This is a genomic window from Dethiosulfatarculus sandiegensis (genome assembly GCF_000931935.2).
Lineage (GTDB): Bacteria > Desulfobacterota > Desulfarculia > Desulfarculales > Desulfarculaceae > Dethiosulfatarculus > Dethiosulfatarculus sandiegensis.
This window is the reverse complement of sequence record NZ_AZAC01000083.1, coordinates 1-18,232: the sequence shown is the minus strand read 5'-3', so window position 1 is coordinate 18,232 and position 18,232 is coordinate 1. Positions and strand designations below refer to the sequence as shown.

15 protein-coding genes are annotated in these 18,232 nt (G+C 53.5%); 4 read left to right on the top strand and 11 right to left on the bottom strand.

What is annotated here, in order from left to right; translation table 11 throughout:
- Window positions 1-246 precede the first annotated feature (246 nt).
- Window positions 247-2,058, top strand: a complete 1,812-nt coding sequence (typA, locus tag X474_RS25020) for a translational GTPase TypA (RefSeq protein WP_044352961.1) — start codon at window positions 247-249, stop codon at window positions 2,056-2,058.
- A 79-nt stretch (window positions 2,059-2,137) separates the two neighbouring features.
- On the opposite strand, the gene X474_RS25015 is transcribed toward typA, so the two are convergent.
- The 10 genes from X474_RS25015 to X474_RS24970 all read right to left on the bottom strand — a co-directional run bounded on the left by X474_RS25015 (window position 2,138) and on the right by X474_RS24970 (window position 14,105).
- Window positions 2,138-2,803 (bottom strand): AAA family ATPase, encoded by a 666-nt coding sequence (locus tag X474_RS25015; protein WP_052515633.1) that lies wholly within the window; start codon window positions 2,801-2,803, stop codon window positions 2,138-2,140.
- A 281-nt stretch (window positions 2,804-3,084) separates the two neighbouring features.
- Window positions 3,085-3,426: a polymer-forming cytoskeletal protein gene (locus X474_RS25010; protein WP_044352886.1), complete on the bottom strand. Its 342-nt coding sequence runs from the start codon at window positions 3,424-3,426 to the stop codon at window positions 3,085-3,087.
- A gap of 530 nt (window positions 3,427-3,956) precedes the next feature.
- Window positions 3,957-4,262, bottom strand: a complete 306-nt coding sequence (locus X474_RS25005; protein WP_044352885.1) for a hypothetical protein — start codon at window positions 4,260-4,262, stop codon at window positions 3,957-3,959.
- A gap of 231 nt (window positions 4,263-4,493) precedes the next feature.
- Window positions 4,494-5,129, bottom strand: a complete 636-nt coding sequence (locus X474_RS25000; protein ID WP_156360934.1) for a cytidylate kinase-like family protein — start codon at window positions 5,127-5,129, stop codon at window positions 4,494-4,496.
- Window positions 5,130-5,242: 113 nt separating this feature from the next.
- A complete protein-coding gene (locus tag X474_RS24995) occupies window positions 5,243-6,217 on the bottom strand; it encodes an ABC transporter ATP-binding protein (protein WP_044352883.1) in 975 nt (324 codons plus the stop codon).
- Window positions 6,218-6,223: 6 nt separating this feature from the next.
- Entirely contained in the window at window positions 6,224-7,192 is a 969-nt protein-coding gene (locus X474_RS24990) for an ABC transporter ATP-binding protein (protein WP_044352882.1), read from the bottom strand.
- Window positions 7,189-8,028 carry an ABC transporter permease gene (locus tag X474_RS24985; protein WP_044352880.1) on the bottom strand — a complete coding sequence of 280 codons (840 nt, stop codon included), beginning with the start codon at window positions 8,026-8,028 and terminating at the stop codon, window positions 7,189-7,191. Before X474_RS24985 ends, X474_RS24990 begins: the two co-directional genes overlap by 4 nt.
- Window positions 8,021-9,031 (bottom strand): ABC transporter permease, encoded by a 1,011-nt coding sequence (locus tag X474_RS24980; protein WP_044352879.1) that lies wholly within the window; start codon window positions 9,029-9,031, stop codon window positions 8,021-8,023. Before X474_RS24980 ends, X474_RS24985 begins: the two co-directional genes overlap by 8 nt.
- A gap of 16 nt (window positions 9,032-9,047) precedes the next feature.
- Complete coding sequence (locus tag X474_RS24975; protein WP_044352877.1) at window positions 9,048-10,604, bottom strand: ABC transporter substrate-binding protein; 1,557 nt, start codon at window positions 10,602-10,604, stop codon at window positions 9,048-9,050.
- Between the two features lie 69 nt (window positions 10,605-10,673).
- Window positions 10,674-14,105 (bottom strand): M14 family metallopeptidase, encoded by a 3,432-nt coding sequence (locus tag X474_RS24970; protein WP_044352876.1) that lies wholly within the window; start codon window positions 14,103-14,105, stop codon window positions 10,674-10,676.
- 916 nt (window positions 14,106-15,021) lie between these two features.
- On the opposite strand from X474_RS24970, the gene X474_RS24960 reads away from it, so the two are divergent.
- From X474_RS24960 to X474_RS27585, 3 genes are all read left to right on the top strand, one after another.
- Window positions 15,022-16,446, top strand: a complete 1,425-nt coding sequence (locus X474_RS24960) for a DUF1254 domain-containing protein (RefSeq protein ID WP_052515632.1) — start codon at window positions 15,022-15,024, stop codon at window positions 16,444-16,446.
- Between the two features lie 116 nt (window positions 16,447-16,562).
- Window positions 16,563-17,729 (top strand): DUF1254 domain-containing protein, encoded by a 1,167-nt coding sequence (locus X474_RS24955; RefSeq protein WP_197282271.1) that lies wholly within the window; start codon window positions 16,563-16,565, stop codon window positions 17,727-17,729.
- A 12-nt stretch (window positions 17,730-17,741) separates the two neighbouring features.
- Window positions 17,742-18,041, top strand: a complete 300-nt coding sequence (locus X474_RS27585; protein WP_197282277.1) for a DUF1214 domain-containing protein — start codon at window positions 17,742-17,744, stop codon at window positions 18,039-18,041.
- A gap of 9 nt (window positions 18,042-18,050) precedes the next feature.
- Here the strand turns inward: X474_RS27585 and X474_RS26990 are convergent.
- Window positions 18,051-18,232: hypothetical protein (locus X474_RS26990; protein ID WP_231688381.1), on the bottom strand; the 182-nt coding region annotated here is incomplete at its 5' end.

The window sequence follows — 18,232 nt, the reverse complement described above, 5'->3', positions numbered from 1 at the left end:
GGGCGGGACACCGCCCCAAGTTTATTGGCAAAGCCCTCCCGGGCCTTGCCAAATGATTTGAATTGCCAGGTGCGGGAAGTTCCGGCGGTTCGGCGCCCCCTTTGTTGGGTTTTCCCAAATAACAAAAAGGTTTTGGGGCCCACGGCCCGCACAAAAGGCTGTTTGCTTTGCAGCCCGGGGGCGGATTCCCGCCCTTTTTTTGTTTATTTTGAGCTTGCGGGCAAAAAGCCCCCAAGGAGGATACCAATGCCGGTGCGGGAAAAATTACGCAACCTGGCCATTATCGCCCACGTTGACCATGGCAAAACCACCCTGGTGGACGCCATGCTCTGGCAGAGCGGAGTCTTCCGCCAGAACGAGCAGGTGGCCGAAAGGGTCATGGACAGCATGGACCTGGAACGTGAAAAAGGCATCACCATCATGGCCAAAAACACGGCCGTTATTTATGGTGATTACAAGATCAATATAGTGGACACACCTGGTCACGCCGACTTTGGCGGAGAGGTGGAGCGCACCCTGAACATGGTGGACGGGGTTTTGCTTTTGGTGGACGCCTCTGAAGGCCCTCTGCCCCAGACCCGCTTTGTGCTCGGAAAATCCCTGGCCGCGGGCCTGCCGGTCCTGGTGGTGGTCAATAAAATCGACCGTCCCGACCGCCGCATCGCCCAGGTGCTGGATGAGATCTACGACCTTTTCATAGACCTTGACGCCACAGAAGAACAGCTCGAGTTCCCGATCCTTTACACCAATGCCAAGGACGGAGTGGCGCTTTTCGACCCGGATGATGACGGCTCGGACCTGAAGCCACTTTTCAAGACCATCATAGACCATGTGCCTCCGCCGAGTTTTGATCCCCAAACCCCGGTGCAGTTTTTGGTCACCAGCCTGGACTATTCCGATTACATGGGGCGCATCGCCGTGGGCAAACTGGCCAATGGCGAACTAAAACCGGGCGTAAAACTGGCTTTGACCAAACAGGGGGAATTCCACCAGGAAATAGCCCTGACCCAGGTCTACACCTATCAGGGCCTTAAGCGTATTGAAGCGGAATCCATAGAAGCCGGCGATATCGCCGCGGTGGCCGGTGTGGAAGAAGCCTTTATCGGCGACACCATAACCGACCTGGAAGACATGAGGCCCCTTCCCTCCATCAGCGTGGAAGAGCCGACCATGTCCATGGAGATCGGTGTCAACACCTCTCCCATGGCAGGCAAAGAGGGAAAACTCCTCACCTCCCGCCAGATCAAGTCCCGTTTGGAAAAAGAGACCCTTTACAATGTCTCCATCAGGGTGGAGCCCGGTCAGACCACGGATTCATTCAAGGTAAGCGCCAGAGGTGAACTCCAGTTGGCCGTATTGGTGGAAACCATGCGTAGGGAGGGTTTTGAACTTTCCCTGGCCAGGCCGCGCATCATAACCAAAAATGTGGACGGGGTTCGCATGGAGCCCTTGGAGCTGGCGGTTATAGACATCCCCGAGGAATACGTGGGGGTGGTCACGGAAAAGCTCTCCGCCAGAAAAGGCAAGCTGGTCAAGATGGTCAACCACGGCTCCGGCAGGGTGAGGCTTGAGTTTGAGGTGCCGACCAGGGGGTTGATCGGCTACCGCTCCCAGTTCCTCACCGACACCAGGGGAACCGGCATACTCACCGCTCTGGTCATTGGTCACGCCCCCTATGCCGGAGACATTCCCAGCCGCCCCAACGGGGCCCTGGTCTCCGACCGTATGGGTCAGGCCGTGACGTTTGCCATCCACCACCTTCAGCCCAGAGGCGTGATATTTGTGAAGCCCAATCAGCCTTCCTATCCCGGCCTGATTGTTGGTGAAAACTCCCGCGTTCAGGATATCTGGGTGAATATCACCAAGGAAAAGAAGCTCACCAACCTGCGCGCATCAGGTGCGGACGAGGCCCTGCGCCTGGTTCCGCCGCGCCAGTTCACCCTGGAACAGGCCATGGAATACATCAACGATGATGAGTTGGTCGAGGTTACTCCCAAATCCATCCGCCTGCGCAAAAAGTCTGTCAAGAAACTGGGCGGAGCACGCAAAAACGTTTAACAGCCTTTCAGATAAGCTGATATAAAAAGCCGGCCCGGGAATAATCCCGGGCCGGCTTTTTTAAAGTATCCGTCAAAAATCAGTTTGAGGACTGATCTCGCAAAATTTTAAGCACAAAAACCGCCAGTTCCTTGTATTCCTTGATCGCGGCCTCGGCCGAATTGAGCTGATTAATGGTCTTGCCCGCGCCCATGGCATCGACCACAGCCACCCGTTCAGCCACGGAAGGAGCCACCTTTTCCCCCATCAGGGCCAACTTTTTGGGGAATTCCCGGGCCAGTTTAGTCCCGGGTCTAATCTTGGAAGGAACCAAAAGCGCTCCGGGCAGACCGTTTTCCCGCCTTGTTCTGACCTCGGCCAGCATACCCAGGGTTTCCTTTGCCCCCCAATAGTCAAAAATGGAGGTGGGAACCGGTATCAAAAGTAAATCAGCCAAAAGAGAAGATAATAAAGTCGCCTGGGCCAACTTGGGAGGCGTATCGATAATAAGCACCTCAACATCCTTGGCCAGGGCCTTCAGCTTGTCCCGGAAGCGGGCCGTTCCCAGGCGCGCGTCCAGAAAATGCACGGGAAAAGCCAGATCTCCTTTGCGGCTCAGCCCCCAGTTAAAGGCGCTTCTTTGGGGATCGGCATCCACAAGGGCAACCCTGCGCCGCGGTCCAGCCAAAATACCGGCCAGATTAAGCGCCAAGGTGGTTTTACCCGCTCCCCCTTTTTGATTGACCACGGCCAGAACAGCACCCATGGTTTTAATGCACCTTGCTCTAAATTTTTGCTCTCAAAAGGTTTACTCACCGGCAGGTCTTTGAAACCGGTCTGCCGGACTCGGCCAAATGCCTGTATCTTAAGGATCATGGCCTTGCCCAAGCCCTCGCCTAAGCCACAAAAACCGTCTTCATCTTCCCTTAAGGGCTTTTCAGCCGGTCCCTAATATAATGCCACTTGCAGCCCGGCTCTGCTACGGGGAAAAAATAAGAATCAGGCCGGTCAGGCAAATTATCTTAGGCTTTTAAGGTTTTATAGCGTTTAAGCTCCCTGACTTGCTTCATTGAAAGGCAGGGCTTCCGGCCCGGTTTTCTTTTCCACAGATGTCCTGGGCTGATCGGTTTTATCGTCAATCACCTTGATATCACCATCCACCACACCGCCCCGCTCAATCACAAGTTCCCGGCAGGTAAGTGTGCCCTGAATCCAGCCTTGGGGCTTCACAGTGACTCGATTGCCAAATACATCTCCCTTTATCCCTCCCTGGACCACCAATCCGGACTCTGAGTAAACATTACCCAGGACCAGGGTCCCGCTGACAAAGACAGACGACTTATCTCCCGTAGGTTCTGCGGTTGGGGCAGGCTTTTTCTTTCCAAACATGACTCTCGCTTTTCAGACCAGGCTAGAAAAAAATCCGGCGTACGCACACTATCAGTCTATTGAAAAACGACCATTCTGCCGATTTCAACCGGATTTGGCTGGCGGTTTGCCAAAAACCGCCTATTGCCAATCACTCGGACAGGGCTGACGCACCGGTTCCATTATCGATGAGGCATTTCAATGCATGTTTGTAAGGGATCCGGCTTAAGAGGGTTTTCGAGGTTTTCCCGAAATTCCTTTGGTGTTGGTTTTAAAGGCCGAACACCTGCCGCCGGAAGGACTACAGTCACCAAGGCCTTCAAGGCCAGTCTATTTACATTGACCGCCGATTGAATGCATCGCTTTCGCCAGGCCTGATATTGCAGGCAAGGAGATCTGCGGTTTATTAAAGCCCGTTTTTCGTAACCAGTGGGTTAAAGCACCTGCGCCTTCACCTGTTTAGGTTTAAGGCAGCCTCTTGATTTCCCAAAAGATATACCAGATTGATCTGGCCCTTGCCTCCGGCAGAGCCCTCGCTGGGGCAGCAATTCTCAAATTAAAGATCCGCACCGAAACGGCGCGCCATTGCCAGCATCAGGGTCCTTGGTTTCAGTCAAAACAGCCAAAGTCCTGGCCCAGCCCAAAAAGGCCACACCCATAATCAGACCCAGACAGGATACACCGAAAACCCCTATAAAAAAAAGGACAACAAAGGCGTGACCATGGGATTCGAGGTTCATCCCGATCTGATCCTTCAACAAGAACATGCCGCAGGCCAGTCCCAGCGCGGAAATCATCATAAGCCAGCCTATCAACCTGAGCAAGACCTCAAGAAAAGACTTTTTGGCTTTTTTCATTCGGTGTTTCCCCTTAAAAAACCAGCAACGTTTAGATTAGTTAAATTTTCTTCGGCAAAGGCAAGGCTATGATAACAAGCGGACACGCCTTTAGGCAAAGGGCTTTGTACAGATTTAACACCCTGAGAGCAAAAAAGACATAATAGAAGGCCCGGGCCGGAAAGAAAGGATGCGTAAGGGTCCCCCCGGACAATAAACTTGATTGCGAAAATTACTTTCGGGTCAGGCCCTTTATCCCGCTTCTCCCTGGGAGGAAATTCTTTTCACCAAATCCAGTATCAGGCCCTTGGCCATATCCAAAGAAAGCCAGGTGGTGTTCAGCACCATATGATAAAGGCTGGTTTCATTGGGTTCAGTAGGGAAAAACAGTTTCAAAAACCGGGAGCGCTTTTTATCAGCCCGTTTTAAAAGCGCTTGAGCCTTGCTTGGAGTGACGCTGTACCGGCGGATTAAAAAATCCACCCTGCTCTCCTGGTCGGCCACCAAGAGGATCCTCAGCGCACCGGGGTGACCCTTTAAAATAAACTGACTGCCACGGCCCAGAAGCACTATATTGTCCATCTCGGCCAATTCCTTTATGACCTGATTCAAGGCCCCCAGATGCTGTTCCTGGCTTAAAAGCCGGTCATCCTGCTTGATGTAATAATCCAGGTAATCAGCCGGGCCCAGGGAGGAAAGAACATTGGTAAGATGAGCCTGGGCGTAGAATTCCGCGCCTGCGGCCAAGGGACGACTCTCGGCCATTTCACAGGCCAGCTTGTCCAACATGCCCTCATGCACAAACCGATACCCCAGATCCAGGGCCACCGCCTCGCCCAGGGTCTTGCCGCCGGCTCCGAATTGACGGGAGATACTGATAACAGCCATGATCAACCTCACTGCCAAACAAGACGAAATATTTTCCCAACAAGTCCGCTCTTGTTTACATTTTACGATACCCGGCTATTAAAACCCAATGAACTTATGATGTTACCCAAAAGCTAACTGTTTGAATGCAAATGGCAGCTAACCCGGCGCCCCTTTTGAATCTCTTTTAATTCCGGGCGCTTTTCACGGCAGATATCCATGGCCCTGGGGCAGCGGGGATGAAAGGCACATCCCGGAGGCGGGTTTATAGGGCTCGGTACATCACCGGTCAGGATGATGCGGCTTCTCTCCTTGGTGGGGTCCGGCACTGGTGCGGCAGACAAAAGAGCCTGGGAATAAGGGTGCAAGGCTTCGGCGTAAAAATCCTTTTTGTCAGCCAGCTCGACCATGCGACCCAGATACATCACCCCCACCCGGTCGGCCATGTGTTCCACCACGCTCAAGTCATGGGAGATGAAAAGATAGGTCAGGCCGAAATCCGCCTTGAGCTTCTCCAAAAGGTTTATGACCTGGGCCTGGATCGATACGTCCAAGGCGCTCACCGGTTCATCCGCCAGTATAAGCCTGGGGTTTAAGGCCAGGGCCCGGGCGATCACTATTCTCTGGCGCTGGCCGCCACTGAACTCATGGGGATAGCGTTTGGCATGTTCGGGCCTCAAGCCCACGGTGGAAAGGAGTTCCGTCACCCTTTGGGCCCGTTCTGCCGGGGTGCCGATTTTATGAATCTCCAGCGCCTCTTCAATGGTCTTGCCCACCCTTTTGCGAGGATTCAGGGCTGAATATGGGTCCTGGTATATGATCTGGGCCTGCCGCCTGAATTTCTTAAGGCGCTCGGGCCCGAAACCCGCCAGGTCTTCTCCTTCAAAAATACTTTTCCCGCTGGTGGGCTCTTCCAGGCGTAAAAGCACCCGCCCCAGGGTTGATTTGCCGCAGCCACTTTCACCCACCAGGCCAAAGACCTCTCCCGGCATTATGGCCAGGGAGACCTTCTCCAGGGCATGGACCACACCTGTGCGGCTGCTGAAGCCCGCGCTTGTGAGCATGTAGTGTTTGGTAAGATTTTCAGCGGCTATAATCGGATCAGTCACTTCACATCACTCCACAGGGCGAATACAACGGACCATATGTCCGGGGGAGACTTCTCGCCAGGGCACGGTTTTTTTACAATCCTCGCCGGCCTGAAAACAGCGGTCCTGAAAAGCGCAGCCGGGAGGGAGATTCAAAAGCCCCGGCACCACACCGGGTATGGTCTTCAACTCGCCTTTTCCGCCGCCGATCTTGGGCAGAGAACTGAACAAACCCACGGTATAGGGGTGGCGCGGATTGGCAAAAAGCTCCCTGGTTTCGGCGCTCTCCACCACCTTGCCCGCATACATCACGGAAACCCACTGGCAGGTCTCTGCCACCACGCCCAGATCATGGGTTATCAGAAGAACCGACATGCCGATTTCATCTTTAAGCCGGTTGATCAGCTCCAGGATCTGGGCCTGAATAGTAACATCCAGGGCCGTGGTGGGCTCGTCGGCGATCATCACCTGGGGATGGCAGCTAAGCGCCATGGCGATCATCACCCTTTGACGCATGCCGCCGGACATCTGGTGGGGGTAGTCGTCCAGCCGGTTTTCAGGGTCCGGAATCCCCACCAAGTTCAGCACCTCCGCCGCCTCTTTCCTGGCTTCGGCCTTTTTCATGTTGCGGTGTTTTTTAAGCACCTCCTCAATCTGAAAGCCCACAGTATAAACCGGGTTAAGCGAGGTCATGGGCTCCTGAAAAATCATGGAGATGTCATTGCCCCTGATGCGGCTCATACGTGATTTGGCGGCCTTGGTAAGGTCCTCACCGTTGAAAAGTATCTCTCCGCCGGCTATATGGCCGTGGGGTTTGGGCACCAGCCCCAAAACCGAAAGAGCGGTGACGCTTTTCCCGCATCCGCTTTCGCCCACCAGACCATGGGTCTCGCCTTTGAAGAGTTTTATATCCACCCCGTCCACTGCGGGCAGCAGGCCCTTTTTAGTGGAAAAACGGGTTTTCAGATCTTTTATTTCCAGAATCAAACGGCTCATTGCGACCTCAAGGACGGATCAAGCACATCGCGGAGCCCGTCGCCGAACAGATTGAACCCAAGCACCAGAATCAGAATCGCCGCCCCGGGGAAAGCCGCCACATGGGGAGCGAGCTGGATAAACTTCCTGCCCTCACTTAGCATGGCCCCCCATTCGGGCTGGGGCGGTTGGGCTCCGAGCCCCAAAAACCCCAGGGCCGCGGCCTGCAGAACCGCGGTTCCCATACCCAAGGTGGCGTAAACAATAATCGGCGGAAAGGAATTGGGCAGAAGGTGGCCCAAAAGAATGCGGGTGTGGCTTCCGCCAAGGTGCCCGATTGCCTGTACGTACAGCTGTTCCTTTAAAGACAGCACACTTGAGCGCACAATGCGGGCGTAGTGGGGGATATAGACTATGCCGACCGCGATCATGGTGTTGATCAGGCTGGGCCCTAAAATCGCGGTGATAAAGATAGCCAGGAGAATGGCCGGAAAAGCCAATAGCACATCCATCAGCCGCATGATCACCCCGTCGGCCTTGCCCCCGAAATAACCGGCCACCAGCCCCAAAAGGGTGCCGGGGACCAGGGAGATGGCAACGGATATCACCCCGATCATAATGGAGATCCTGGCTCCGTATATCACCCTGCTCAAGATATCCCGGCCCAGACTGTCTGTTCCGAAGAGGTGCGCCATACTGGGGCCCTGCAACCTGTCCAAGGGGGCCACGGCAATGGGGCTGGCAGGAGCCAGCCACGGCCCGAAGACCGCCACCAGGCAGATCAGGAGAATCAAAACCATTCCCAGGGCGGCGTTTCTGTTCTCCAATAATTCCTTGAACAACTCAGCCTTATTCATTGACGCGAATCCTCGGATCAAGCATTACGTAAACTAAATCCACCATAAGGTTTATGACCACCATCAAGGCGGCAAAAATCAGTATGCAGGCCTGCACAGCCGCATAATCCCTGCCCATGAGGGAGTCAACCACATAGCGCCCCAGGCCGGGCCAGGAGAATATCGTCTCGGTAAGCACAGCCCCGCCGAGCAGGATGCCCAGGTTAAGCCCCAGCACGGTGACCACCGGCAAAAAGGCGTTTCGCAAGGCATGGCGCAATATCACCACCGCCTCCACCATGCCCTTGGCCCGGGCGGTTCTCACATAATCCTTGTTCAAAACCTCCAGCATGGAGGAGCGGGTTATGCGGGCCACAATGGCCATTGGTATGGTGGCCAGGGTGAAGGCGGGCAAGATTAGATGCCAGGCGGCATCCCAAAAGGCCCCCCATTGCCCGGCCAAAACAGCGTCCACCAAAAGCAGGTTGGTTACCTGGGGCAGCTCCATCTCCATGCCGAGCCTGCCCATCATCGGCAAAACCGGGAACTTCACGGCCAGAAGATAAATCAGCATCAATCCCAGCCAGAATATGGGCATGGAGACACCAACCAGGGCCATGAACATGGAGGCGTAGTCCACAAAGGATTTCTGACGCACCGCGCTTATCACGCCCGCGGCTATGCCGAAAACCGATGCGATCAGCATGCCCACCAGGGAGAGTTCCAAGGTGGCCATGAGCCTGGGCAAAATCTCGTCTATCACCGGTGCGCCGGTGCGCACGGAGGTTCCGAAATCTCCTTGCAGAAAATTGGTGAGATAGATCCAGTACTGCTCGGGCCAGGACTGGTCCAGGCCCAGTTGGGCGCGCAGACTGGCCAGTTCCTTGGGGCTTGCCATCTCGCCCAATAGTAACTGGGCGGGGTCTCCGGGGATGAGACGAAGCATTAAAAACACCACCACAGAGACCCCAAATAGGATCAAGGCGAGCTGTGCCAGTCGTCTTGCTATATAACCCAGCGGCATTTAAATAAAAACCTTCCTATTTCTTGCCGACCATCTGGAAGGAGTTGAGTCCGTTCGGCCTCAAGGGCACATCGGTCAAGCGTTTGTTATAGCAGCGCACAATGGTGGAATGGGCTAAAGGCACCCAGGGAGCTTCGGCGTGGAAGATCTCTTGGGCCTTCATGTAGTACTTGGTGCGCTCGGCCTTGTCAAAAATCTTTTGCGCCTTGACCACCAGATCGGTGAACTCTTTGTTTTTCCACAAAGACACGTTGGCAGCGCCGGGAGTCTTGGCGGTGTCAGCCGAAAGCAGGCCATAAAGGAAGTTATCCGGGTCTGCGTTTCCGCCCAACCAGCCCAGCATGCACATGTCATGCTCGCCGTTGGCTGTTTTCTTGAGATAGGTTCCCCAGTCATAGCGCACGATCTTGACTTTCAGGCCCACGCTGGTCAGGTAGGACTGAATCAGCTCGGCGGTCTTCACCGGGTCGGGCATATAGGCCCTGGAAACGGGCATGGCCCAGAGTTCCAGTTCCTTGTTCATATCAAAACCGGCTTCCTTTAAAAGCTTCTGTGCTTTCTCGGGGTTGTAATCATAGGGCTTGATGCTGTCGTTATAGCTCCAGATGCTGGGAGCAAAGGGGTTTTTGGCCGGAATGGCAAGCCCCTGGAAGATGGCCTTGACCAGGGTGTCCTTGTCAATGGCGTGACTCAAGGCCTGACGGACCCTGGGGTCCTTGAGATAGGGTTTTTCCGTGTTAAGGGCCAGGTAGCCCACGTTAACGCTGGGGCGCTCAATGATATTGACTTTTTTATTGGACTTAAGCTGGTTGATGGAGTCCGGGTCCAGGTCGTCGGCAATATCAACCGCGCCGGACTGCAGGGCCATGAGCCTGGCCGAGGGCTCGGGGATGGACTTCAGGATGATCTTGGCAACCTTCGCCTTTTTGCCCCAGTAATTATCATTGCGCTTCATTATGATCTGGTCGTCTTTCACCCACTTGGAAAAGACAAAGGGACCGGTTCCCACCGGATGCAGGCCGATCTTGTCTTTGTATTTTTCCATGGCCGCAGGCGAGACAATGGGGCAAAGCCACAGGGCCAGGTTGTTCAAAAGAGGGGCATAGGGTTTTTTGGTGATCAGCTGGATGGTGTAGTCGTCCACCACCTTGATCTCCTTGACCGTACCCAAGGACAGGCTGAGGTAGCGCCATTTTCCGAAACCGTGGAAGGGATGCTTCTTGTCGATAACCCTGGCAAAGGAGTCGTAAACCGCCTTGGCGTTGAAGTCCGTGCCGTCATGGAACTTAACACCCTTCCTGAGCTTGAAGGTCCAGGTCAGGCCGTCATCGTAAACAGTCCAGGACTCGGCCAGCTGAGGCTCCACATCCATGGAGTCATCGCCGAACTTAACCAGGTTTTCATAGATCTGGATACCGGCTTTGATGGATTCACCGTCTGTGGCCTGGGCCAGGTCCAGGTTGACGGAATCGCCGCCGCGCCCCCAGATGAGGGTGCCGCCCTCGCCTCCGGCCAGCGCCAGGGCCGGCAGAAGCATAAGGGCCAGGATCGCCAGCAATAGACCTTTGCGCATATAAGCCTCCTTACATAACAGAAATAATGGAATTAAACGGATCAGGCCTTTCACCACGGCCTGGGAATCTCAGTGCGACTGATCCCCGGGCCGCCAGGCAAAATAAACCCCGTTCCATTCTGAATAGGGGTATTTCATAGCCTTTTCCGCATTATGAAGCAAGTCCTTTATCATGACTTCGGCTGCCAGCCCGTGTGCTCGCACGCAGAGTTCAAGCAATTTCCCGGAGGCCAGCTCATCTGTAACCTCGGTTATCACTTCATAGGGAGTGATCTGTGGCTTTCGCATGGCCAGATTGGTGGCGGAAATGCGTCCTATAACCGGCAGAAGAGTCAGAGATTCACCCTGGGAAGGCGGAAAAACCTCATTATGTTGATTTCTGGCATAGCGATGATACCGGTCGGCCAGGCGTCCATTCAAGTTTTTTATTTCATTTTCCTGGTCAAAGGCCTTTACCAGGGAACTGCCCAGAGCCTTGGCCCCGGGATTTCCAGGATGCTTTTCATCTTCAATATAAGGGATATAGGCAAAGACCATGGTTCTCGGCAACCAAAACTCCTGAAAACCGGCCGGAGCCAGGCCGCCAAAGGGCTGATCCCATTCATGGCTCGGCACCCCATGGGCATCCAGGCAAAGACGAGGCAGCCACCTTGCCCATAACCCGGCCTTGGCCAGGGCATCCGGAAAACGGGGTGGATCTTCATAGTAATCGGCATAGTATTCGGTGCCCAGGGCATTGTAGCGGGCCGCATGGAGTTTATGGTCTTCGGCTCCGGGCAGGAGTTCCTCCAGGGTGGCCACTCCGTCCGCATTCTCCAGCGGTATAAAGACCACATTCACCTTTTTTAACATATCCCCGCCTTTTGGGGTGCTGCCCAGAAAATGAGCCAGTCTCAAGGCCGCGTTGGTGCTCGAGACCTCATTGGCGTGATGCCTGGCGTTAAATAAAAGGGTGGGCTTTGCCAGCCTTGACCTGGCCTGGGATACAAAGCGGCCGCCCGATTGCAAAACCGCCTCCAGGGCCCAGACCTTGCGCCCTTGCCAGGTGTGCCCCGCCTGCCACACCGAAAGGTTTGGCAAGCCGCCGAGGCGATGGATCCAGTCTTCAACTTCCTTGCTCAACAGAAGCCTGTCGTCAGGCGGTTGCGGGCATGTTATCTGTCTGGCCTGGTTTTTAGGGCTCCTCTTGGGGGCGCTTAACCTTAAGCCAACACCCTTTTCCCAGAGAAGGGCATCATAGCCCCAGGCCCAGGCCACCACGCTCAGCCGGGCTATTAAATCGGAATCATAATTAAATTCATGTAAAAGTAGCCATTGGCCCCGCCTTAAGAGCAACTTCTCGCGTTTTAAAACCACCGGTGTTTCTTGAACCGGGGCCTGGGGCCAGGCCAAGGGCCGGGCCTTTAAAACGGCAAAGGGCCTTTTCCCCTTGATTTGAGAGTAAACCACCGGAGCCACCCGGCCAAGCTGGGTGGCGGGGTCCAAATTGTGTTTGGCGGAAAACCCGCGGAAAAAGGTCAACAGGCCGAAATAGATATCTTCGTGCACCGCCTCCATGGGGCAGATGCGTTCATCATCCAAGTCAAGGCGGGCGTCGGTCTCGTTTATACCCACTTCCAGACGGATCTCATGCCAAAAGGCCGGATGCCCCTTATGGTCTTCAGACTCAAGTCGCATCTCCATGCGCTTTTCCAATTCGGGCAGCCAACGCTCTTTGAAAACACGCCAGAAATGCTCCCGGTCACTGGCCAGGGTCTTCTCCAAGATGACCCGGCCGTTTTGCCAAAGCCTGAATCCGCTGGCCGAGGGATAGGCTGTCCTACCCTCAAAATAAGGGATGCCGGTCAAAAGGGGCGTGAAATCCTTTTTCCACAGGCAAGCGCCTGTTTCATCAAGCGCCATAAATCGTAAAGAGCAACCCGGCTCGGGCTCTTCACAAAACTCCACCCAGTCTTTCGGCTTGCCCAGAGACCGGGCCATAAGATCAGGCGCGGGAAAACATTCCTCAAGCCAGCGGGAGCTTAGTTCCAGGCAATTTTCTTTACTGAAGCGGGCAAAGACCAGTCTGGCTCCTTCCACTTTGGACAGGCCCTTTATCTCGGGAAGCACTTCTTCCATGAGCCAGGAAAAGCCGGGCTTATAAGAGTTTAAGACCTTTACCTTTGGCTCATAGCCCTTTTTCCGTAATACACCCACAAGCTCCCTGGCCAGATCTTCCCGCTCTTGCCGGGGCTTGCTTATAAAGGCCTCCAGCTCAAGCAGCCCCTCACCCGGCCTGATCTTCGCGGCCAAGGCCAAAAGCCTTTGGGTTTCATCTGTCCAGGATGATCTCCTTGTCACAACCGGCAAGGGGGCCGTGGTTTGGGGAATGGGTAAATGCAGATTACGGCAAGGCTCTTTAAAGCGGCTCAAAAACCTTTTCGGAACAGGGGGCAGAGCCTTTTCTCCACCACGGCACAGACCATGGGCCCAGGCCCCCCAATAGCCCTGTCCCAAGATCAATTGTTCGAATTCATTGATCCTGTCACGAAAATTTATCGCGGCTTGGTCATCCGGCCCTTTTTGGGCAAAGGCAAGCTCAGCCCATTTAACAAGCAGCTTTGCCAATCCGGACGGATTGCCGCATGCCTTGACAACCTGGGGCTCACCCTTTGCTTTTGACCTGAATTCAAGCTCCGGCTCTTTATCCTTTTGCGGGCAGATCTGAAGCTCCCGGCCAAATCCGCCTTGGTTTTCACCCACCCGGACCAGGGGCAGTTTGAGGTCAGTGCACTCCAATACGGCCCGGCTCAGCCATTGGCATAACCCCAGCCCCAGTTGGCAGGTCATTCCCTCTTCGGGCAGGCTTATGCCCAAATCCAGAAAGCAGGCCCTGGGATCATCGGCAGGCCTGCCATAAATACCCTTATCCCCGGTTAAATCGAAACAATCCAATTCCTCTGTCAAGGCAGGCTCAATATTCATATCCCCGCCCTTGACAGGAGGGGTGATCAAAGCAACTTCCCGGTGTTCCCTGCCTGCCGGGTCCCACAGACGCGCTGTTTTGTTTTTGTCCAGTTGCAGACAAGACCAGGAAAACGGCTCTTGCTTTGAGTTCGCCCGGCAAGCGGCCAGAAGATCGAGCAGGGAGGCCAGGCCCTGGGGCTCCTTGCAATAAGCCTCCCACTTGCCCGGTCCGCTGTGCCTCAGCTCCGCCCAAGAGGGCTCCAGTTTTTCCAGGACAGGGGGTTGAAGGCCTGGTTTATGAATCAATAATAGAGGTGTGTGCTCTTTTACCCTGGTATGCACAAAAGGCAGATCAACCGCCAGGACTTCAAAGCAGAGCCTGGCGCTTAAATTGAGCAGCGCGGCCCAGACATGGGAATCGGAGAGGCCTCCGGGCGCTACAATCTGAAGATTAAGGGCATCGGCCAAGCCGTCTTTGTTTTGATCGCAAAAAACCTCTGTATCACCGAACAGTGCATCAAGGCTTATATCCAAATTTTGGAATAACTCTTTCATAAAGACTCCCTCTGGCAGGAAGGCCCTTAAAGTCGGGTCCAAGATGAAATGCGCAACGCCTGATTCTATAGAGCAAAAGTTAAAGGCACAAGCAAGGCAATGGGAAAGCTGCCCACCAGCCGAACGGGAAGCAAAAAGCTCCTGGTTCCCCGGGCCAGGCCAAATGCTTTTAACCCCACGTAATAAGCCCTATTTTACAAAAATAGCTTCCAAAACCAATTTATTCATTGATACAACACCTAAAACATAGATTTATTTATAAATTTTAAGGTGTATCCAAGTGGCAAAGGTCTTCACTGACCGGGCCAATATATATAGCCGAATCAAAAGGCCAAGAACACATTGCGATGGGCAACACCAGTTGCCATCGTTTTGAAACCAATAAGGCCCGTTGGAAACGGGGTAGTGTCCTGCAATCTGCTGTACATGGTCAGGTAGTTCCATCTGAAGGACGAAATTATCAGGCCCTCCATGGAATGGCTGATCCGCAGGATCAGGGCTGCCTCACAAACGACGTATAGCGGCCGCCTTTTTTGGGGGGCATACAGCCCCATAACATCCACTGGCCCGTCATTATAGGGCGGTGCCGGGGGCAGTCTAACCGGGGTGGCCGATCGACCGGGAAAAATGAAGTTTTTTTACTTAGACCAAAACCAGGCTAACTGCGATTTCCGCTGAAGATCCCGTGAAAACCGCCTTACAAATTGGGGATGCTGCCTTTGGGCACTTCTCAACGAAATTACCAAGTGCCTCAGTAGCTTCTAAAGGTAAAAACAAGGTTACACGCAGCAATTACCGCGTAACCTGTAATGATTTAAGAGCGATAAGGGACCGAACAAACTCAAATCCGGAGGGGGGCAAGAAGTTGTAATTTATAAACAAAACGCTAAAGATAATCGCGATATTATGCTTAGCTTTGGTTCTCACCATCCCCGCATGGGCCGAATCCATCAATTCCAGATTAGGCAACCTCACCTTTACCAGCGGTTACCCCACAAATCAGACGATTAAAAAACTATACGATGAATTGGATTTCCAACGCGCGGTCCAAGCCTATCTCTGGGCCCTCCCCATGGCCTCTTATGGCGCCATGGCTGATGCCCATATCAAATTGGGGTGCGGGCCCAATGCGGTTTTGGTGGCAGAAAAATCCGCTGAGCAGCAGCAGTTGGTACTGACGGCGAATCAGGACACCGTATACATGTCTGGCGTGCTGGACTTGCGGAACGGCCCTATGGTCATGGAACTCCCAGCCGGTCTTTTAGGCACTCTGAACAACATCTGGCAACAACCATTGGTGAACCTTGGCGGCCCATTTTCTCCGGAGCAGAACCGCGGCGGCCGTTTTCTGATTCTGCCTCCCGAATACAAGGGCCCCATGCCCAAGCTTGCCCATCATGTGGTGAAATCCGACACAAACATCGCCATTTTCTATGTGCGGGCCATTCCCCAGACCAGGGATGATTTTCCCAAACTTGTTAAAATAATGCATCAATACAGGCAATACAAACTGTCTGACGCCCAGAATCCTCCCAAAATGCGATTCATTAGTTTATCCGGTGAGAAAGCCAATTTACTAACCAATGAGGGTTTGACTTATTTTGAAACCCTGGCCCGTTATATAAATGAAAATCCACCCCGCGCCCAAGATATGGCCATGTTGGGCATCCTGGAAACCCTGGGCATTTCCCATGGCCGCGAATTCAAACCTGACGACCGGATGGAAAAAACCTTAAGCCAGGCCGCTTTGGTGGGGCGGGCCATGGCCAAGGTCATTGCCTGGCAACCCAGGACACCGGGAAAGGTCCTGTATGCTTATCCCGGCAAGCGCCAGTGGAAAAACATCTTCTTTGGTGATCCGACTTTCCACACCCCGAACTATATGGCAATTGATCAGCGCACTCGATACACATGGGAGGCCATAGGCACTTCGCTTTCCATGGCCGTTTCCGTACCCGGCCAGGGCTCACAATATATCGGGACCTACCGGGATGCCGAGGGCAAATGGCTGAGTGGCGAAGATACTTACAAAATAAAGCTCCCCAAGAATGTACCGGCCAAAATGTTCTGGTCGCTCACCTGCTATGACAACGAAACCCGTTCTCTGATTCAAAATGATTTGGGGCGTCCCCTGGTGGGTTCGGTGCACGGGGTCAAATCCAATCCAGACGGCTCCTTTGACCTATATTTCAGCCCTGAATTGCCTCAGGGGGTTGTCAGGGGAAATTGGGTGCAGACCAATCCGGGCAAGGGTTGGTTTGCCTATATCAGGCTCTACGGCCCGGAAAAGCCTTTCTTTGACAAAAAATGGATTCCTGGAGATTTCGAACGGATCAAATAGACATCCCAAATATGCCGGTCCTTGATTGGCCCAGCTTGGGGCTTGCCTGCATTGGCAATATCCCCTTGAGAGTATGATCAATTTACTATTGGCACTAAGGCGACGGAGACGAAGATATGAGGTATCGAAATATCTGCTTTGTAGCTTTAAGCCTGCTAATCCTCACTGCTATTCTAATGACTGCCGCACCGACTTCCGCCACATCCCCCAAAATGAAAATGACCACCGAAGCCCCCAGGCAAGTGGTTATCCCCGACAAGTTGCAAACACGTATTGGTGAGTTGGAATTCTTCGATGGAATGCCAAATGAAAAGACAGTGCAAAAGGCATACGATTTCCTGGATTTTCAGCGCGCGGTAAACGTATTTCTGGAAGAGATGCGAGCTGCCTCAATGGTCGCCTTGCGCCAAGGGCGCCATGACCTGGGCGTCAACAGTTCCAACAAGGTGGTAATCTTCAAAGACCTCATGGACTCCAAGTCCCTCTGGCTTACCGCCAATTCTGAAACGGTCTACGCCTCGACTTTTCTGGACCTGAAGAAGGACGTCCCCACGGTCATCGAATCGCCCCCCAATGTGCTCGGCATCTTGGATGACATGTGGATGCGATATGTCGGTGACGTGGGCAATGCGGGGCCGGATAAGGGCAAGGGCGGAAAATTTTTAATTTTACCTCCGAGCTACCAAGGCAATCTCCCCAAAGGCTTTCATGTGTTCCACCCCAAAACCAATGGAGTCTGGTTTTTGGTGCGGGGATTTTTAGTTGATGGAGACACCGGGCCCGCCGTAGCAAACAGCAAAAAACACCTTAAAATATATCCTTCGACTCAAGCCGCAAAACCGCCTGTCATGGTGTTTAAAGACGCTACGGGCCTCTATCACAACACCATTCATGCCAACGACTTTCACTTCTTCGAACAAATCAATGCCCTGATTCAAGAGGAACCTTCCGGGGCCATTAGCCCAGAAGCTAGAGGAAGGTTGGCTCTTTTAGGGATTGAGAAGGGCAAGCCTTTTAAACCTGACCAGCGAAAGCGCGCTCTGCTAAATGAAGCCGCCTTGGTCGGTGCAACCATCGCAAGCTCCTTGGTGTTTCGAGCGCGGGATAAGGAAGTATACATTTATCCTGACTCTAAAACCTGGTTCAATCCTTTTTCAATCGGCAACCATGAGTTTATGAAAAACAAGTGGCTTCACCACGATGCAATAATCCAATTCATGCATGCGGCTATAGGTATTACTCCGGCCATGGCGATCGCCATGGCCGGAGTTGGCTCGCAATAAGCTGCCGCAGCCATTGATTCCAAGGGCAATTACCTTGACGGTTCCAAAACTTATAAATTAACCCTTCCGGCCAATGTTCCTGCCAAGGATTTTTGGTCCATCGTGCTATACGACCCCCAGACCAGGTCAATGTTGCAAACCGATCAGAGATTCCCAAGCGCCAACAGCCAGTCTGGAATGGTGAAGAAAAACCCGGATGAATCATTTTCCATCTACTTCGGATCCAAGGCGCCCAAGGGCATGAAAGGGAATTGGATTCAGACCGTGCCCGGCAAAGATTTTTTTTACTCCTTCGCCTCTATGGCCCTCTAGAACCCTGGTTCAGAAAACCTGGCGACCAAGTGAGATAGAGTTACTCAATTGATCAGGGATAAACAAAGAAAGGTACAAATGCAGCGTTTCAATTTTTTTACTTGGTATGGCCATCTGCCTTGCTTCACTCCTGGCCTTTGCTCTGCCTGGCCAAAGCATAGCGGCAAAAGATGATCTTCCCCCTATTTTGT

What these genes read in the sequence shown, in the direction of transcription:
- typA (WP_044352961.1), top strand. Translation starts at nt 247, where the DNA reads ATGCCGGTGCGGGAAAAATTACGCAACCTGGCCATTATCGCCCACGTT.
- X474_RS25015 (WP_052515633.1), bottom strand. Translation starts at nt 2,803, where the DNA reads ATGGGTGCTGTTCTGGCCGTGGTCAATCAAAAAGGGGGAGCGGGTAAA.
- X474_RS25010 (WP_044352886.1), bottom strand. Translation starts at nt 3,426, where the DNA reads ATGTTTGGAAAGAAAAAGCCTGCCCCAACCGCAGAACCTACGGGAGAT.
- X474_RS25005 (WP_044352885.1), bottom strand. Translation starts at nt 4,262, where the DNA reads ATGAAAAAAGCCAAAAAGTCTTTTCTTGAGGTCTTGCTCAGGTTGATA.
- X474_RS25000 (WP_156360934.1), bottom strand. Translation starts at nt 5,129, where the DNA reads ATGGCTGTTATCAGTATCTCCCGTCAATTCGGAGCCGGCGGCAAGACC.
- X474_RS24990 (WP_044352882.1), bottom strand. Translation starts at nt 7,192, where the DNA reads ATGAGCCGTTTGATTCTGGAAATAAAAGATCTGAAAACCCGTTTTTCC.
- X474_RS24985 (WP_044352880.1), bottom strand. Translation starts at nt 8,028, where the DNA reads ATGAATAAGGCTGAGTTGTTCAAGGAATTATTGGAGAACAGAAACGCC.
- X474_RS24980 (WP_044352879.1), bottom strand. Translation starts at nt 9,031, where the DNA reads ATGCCGCTGGGTTATATAGCAAGACGACTGGCACAGCTCGCCTTGATC.
- X474_RS24975 (WP_044352877.1), bottom strand. Translation starts at nt 10,604, where the DNA reads ATGCGCAAAGGTCTATTGCTGGCGATCCTGGCCCTTATGCTTCTGCCG.
- X474_RS24970 (WP_044352876.1), bottom strand. Translation starts at nt 14,105, where the DNA reads ATGAAAGAGTTATTCCAAAATTTGGATATAAGCCTTGATGCACTGTTC.
- X474_RS24955 (WP_197282271.1), top strand. Translation starts at nt 16,563, where the DNA reads ATGAGGTATCGAAATATCTGCTTTGTAGCTTTAAGCCTGCTAATCCTC.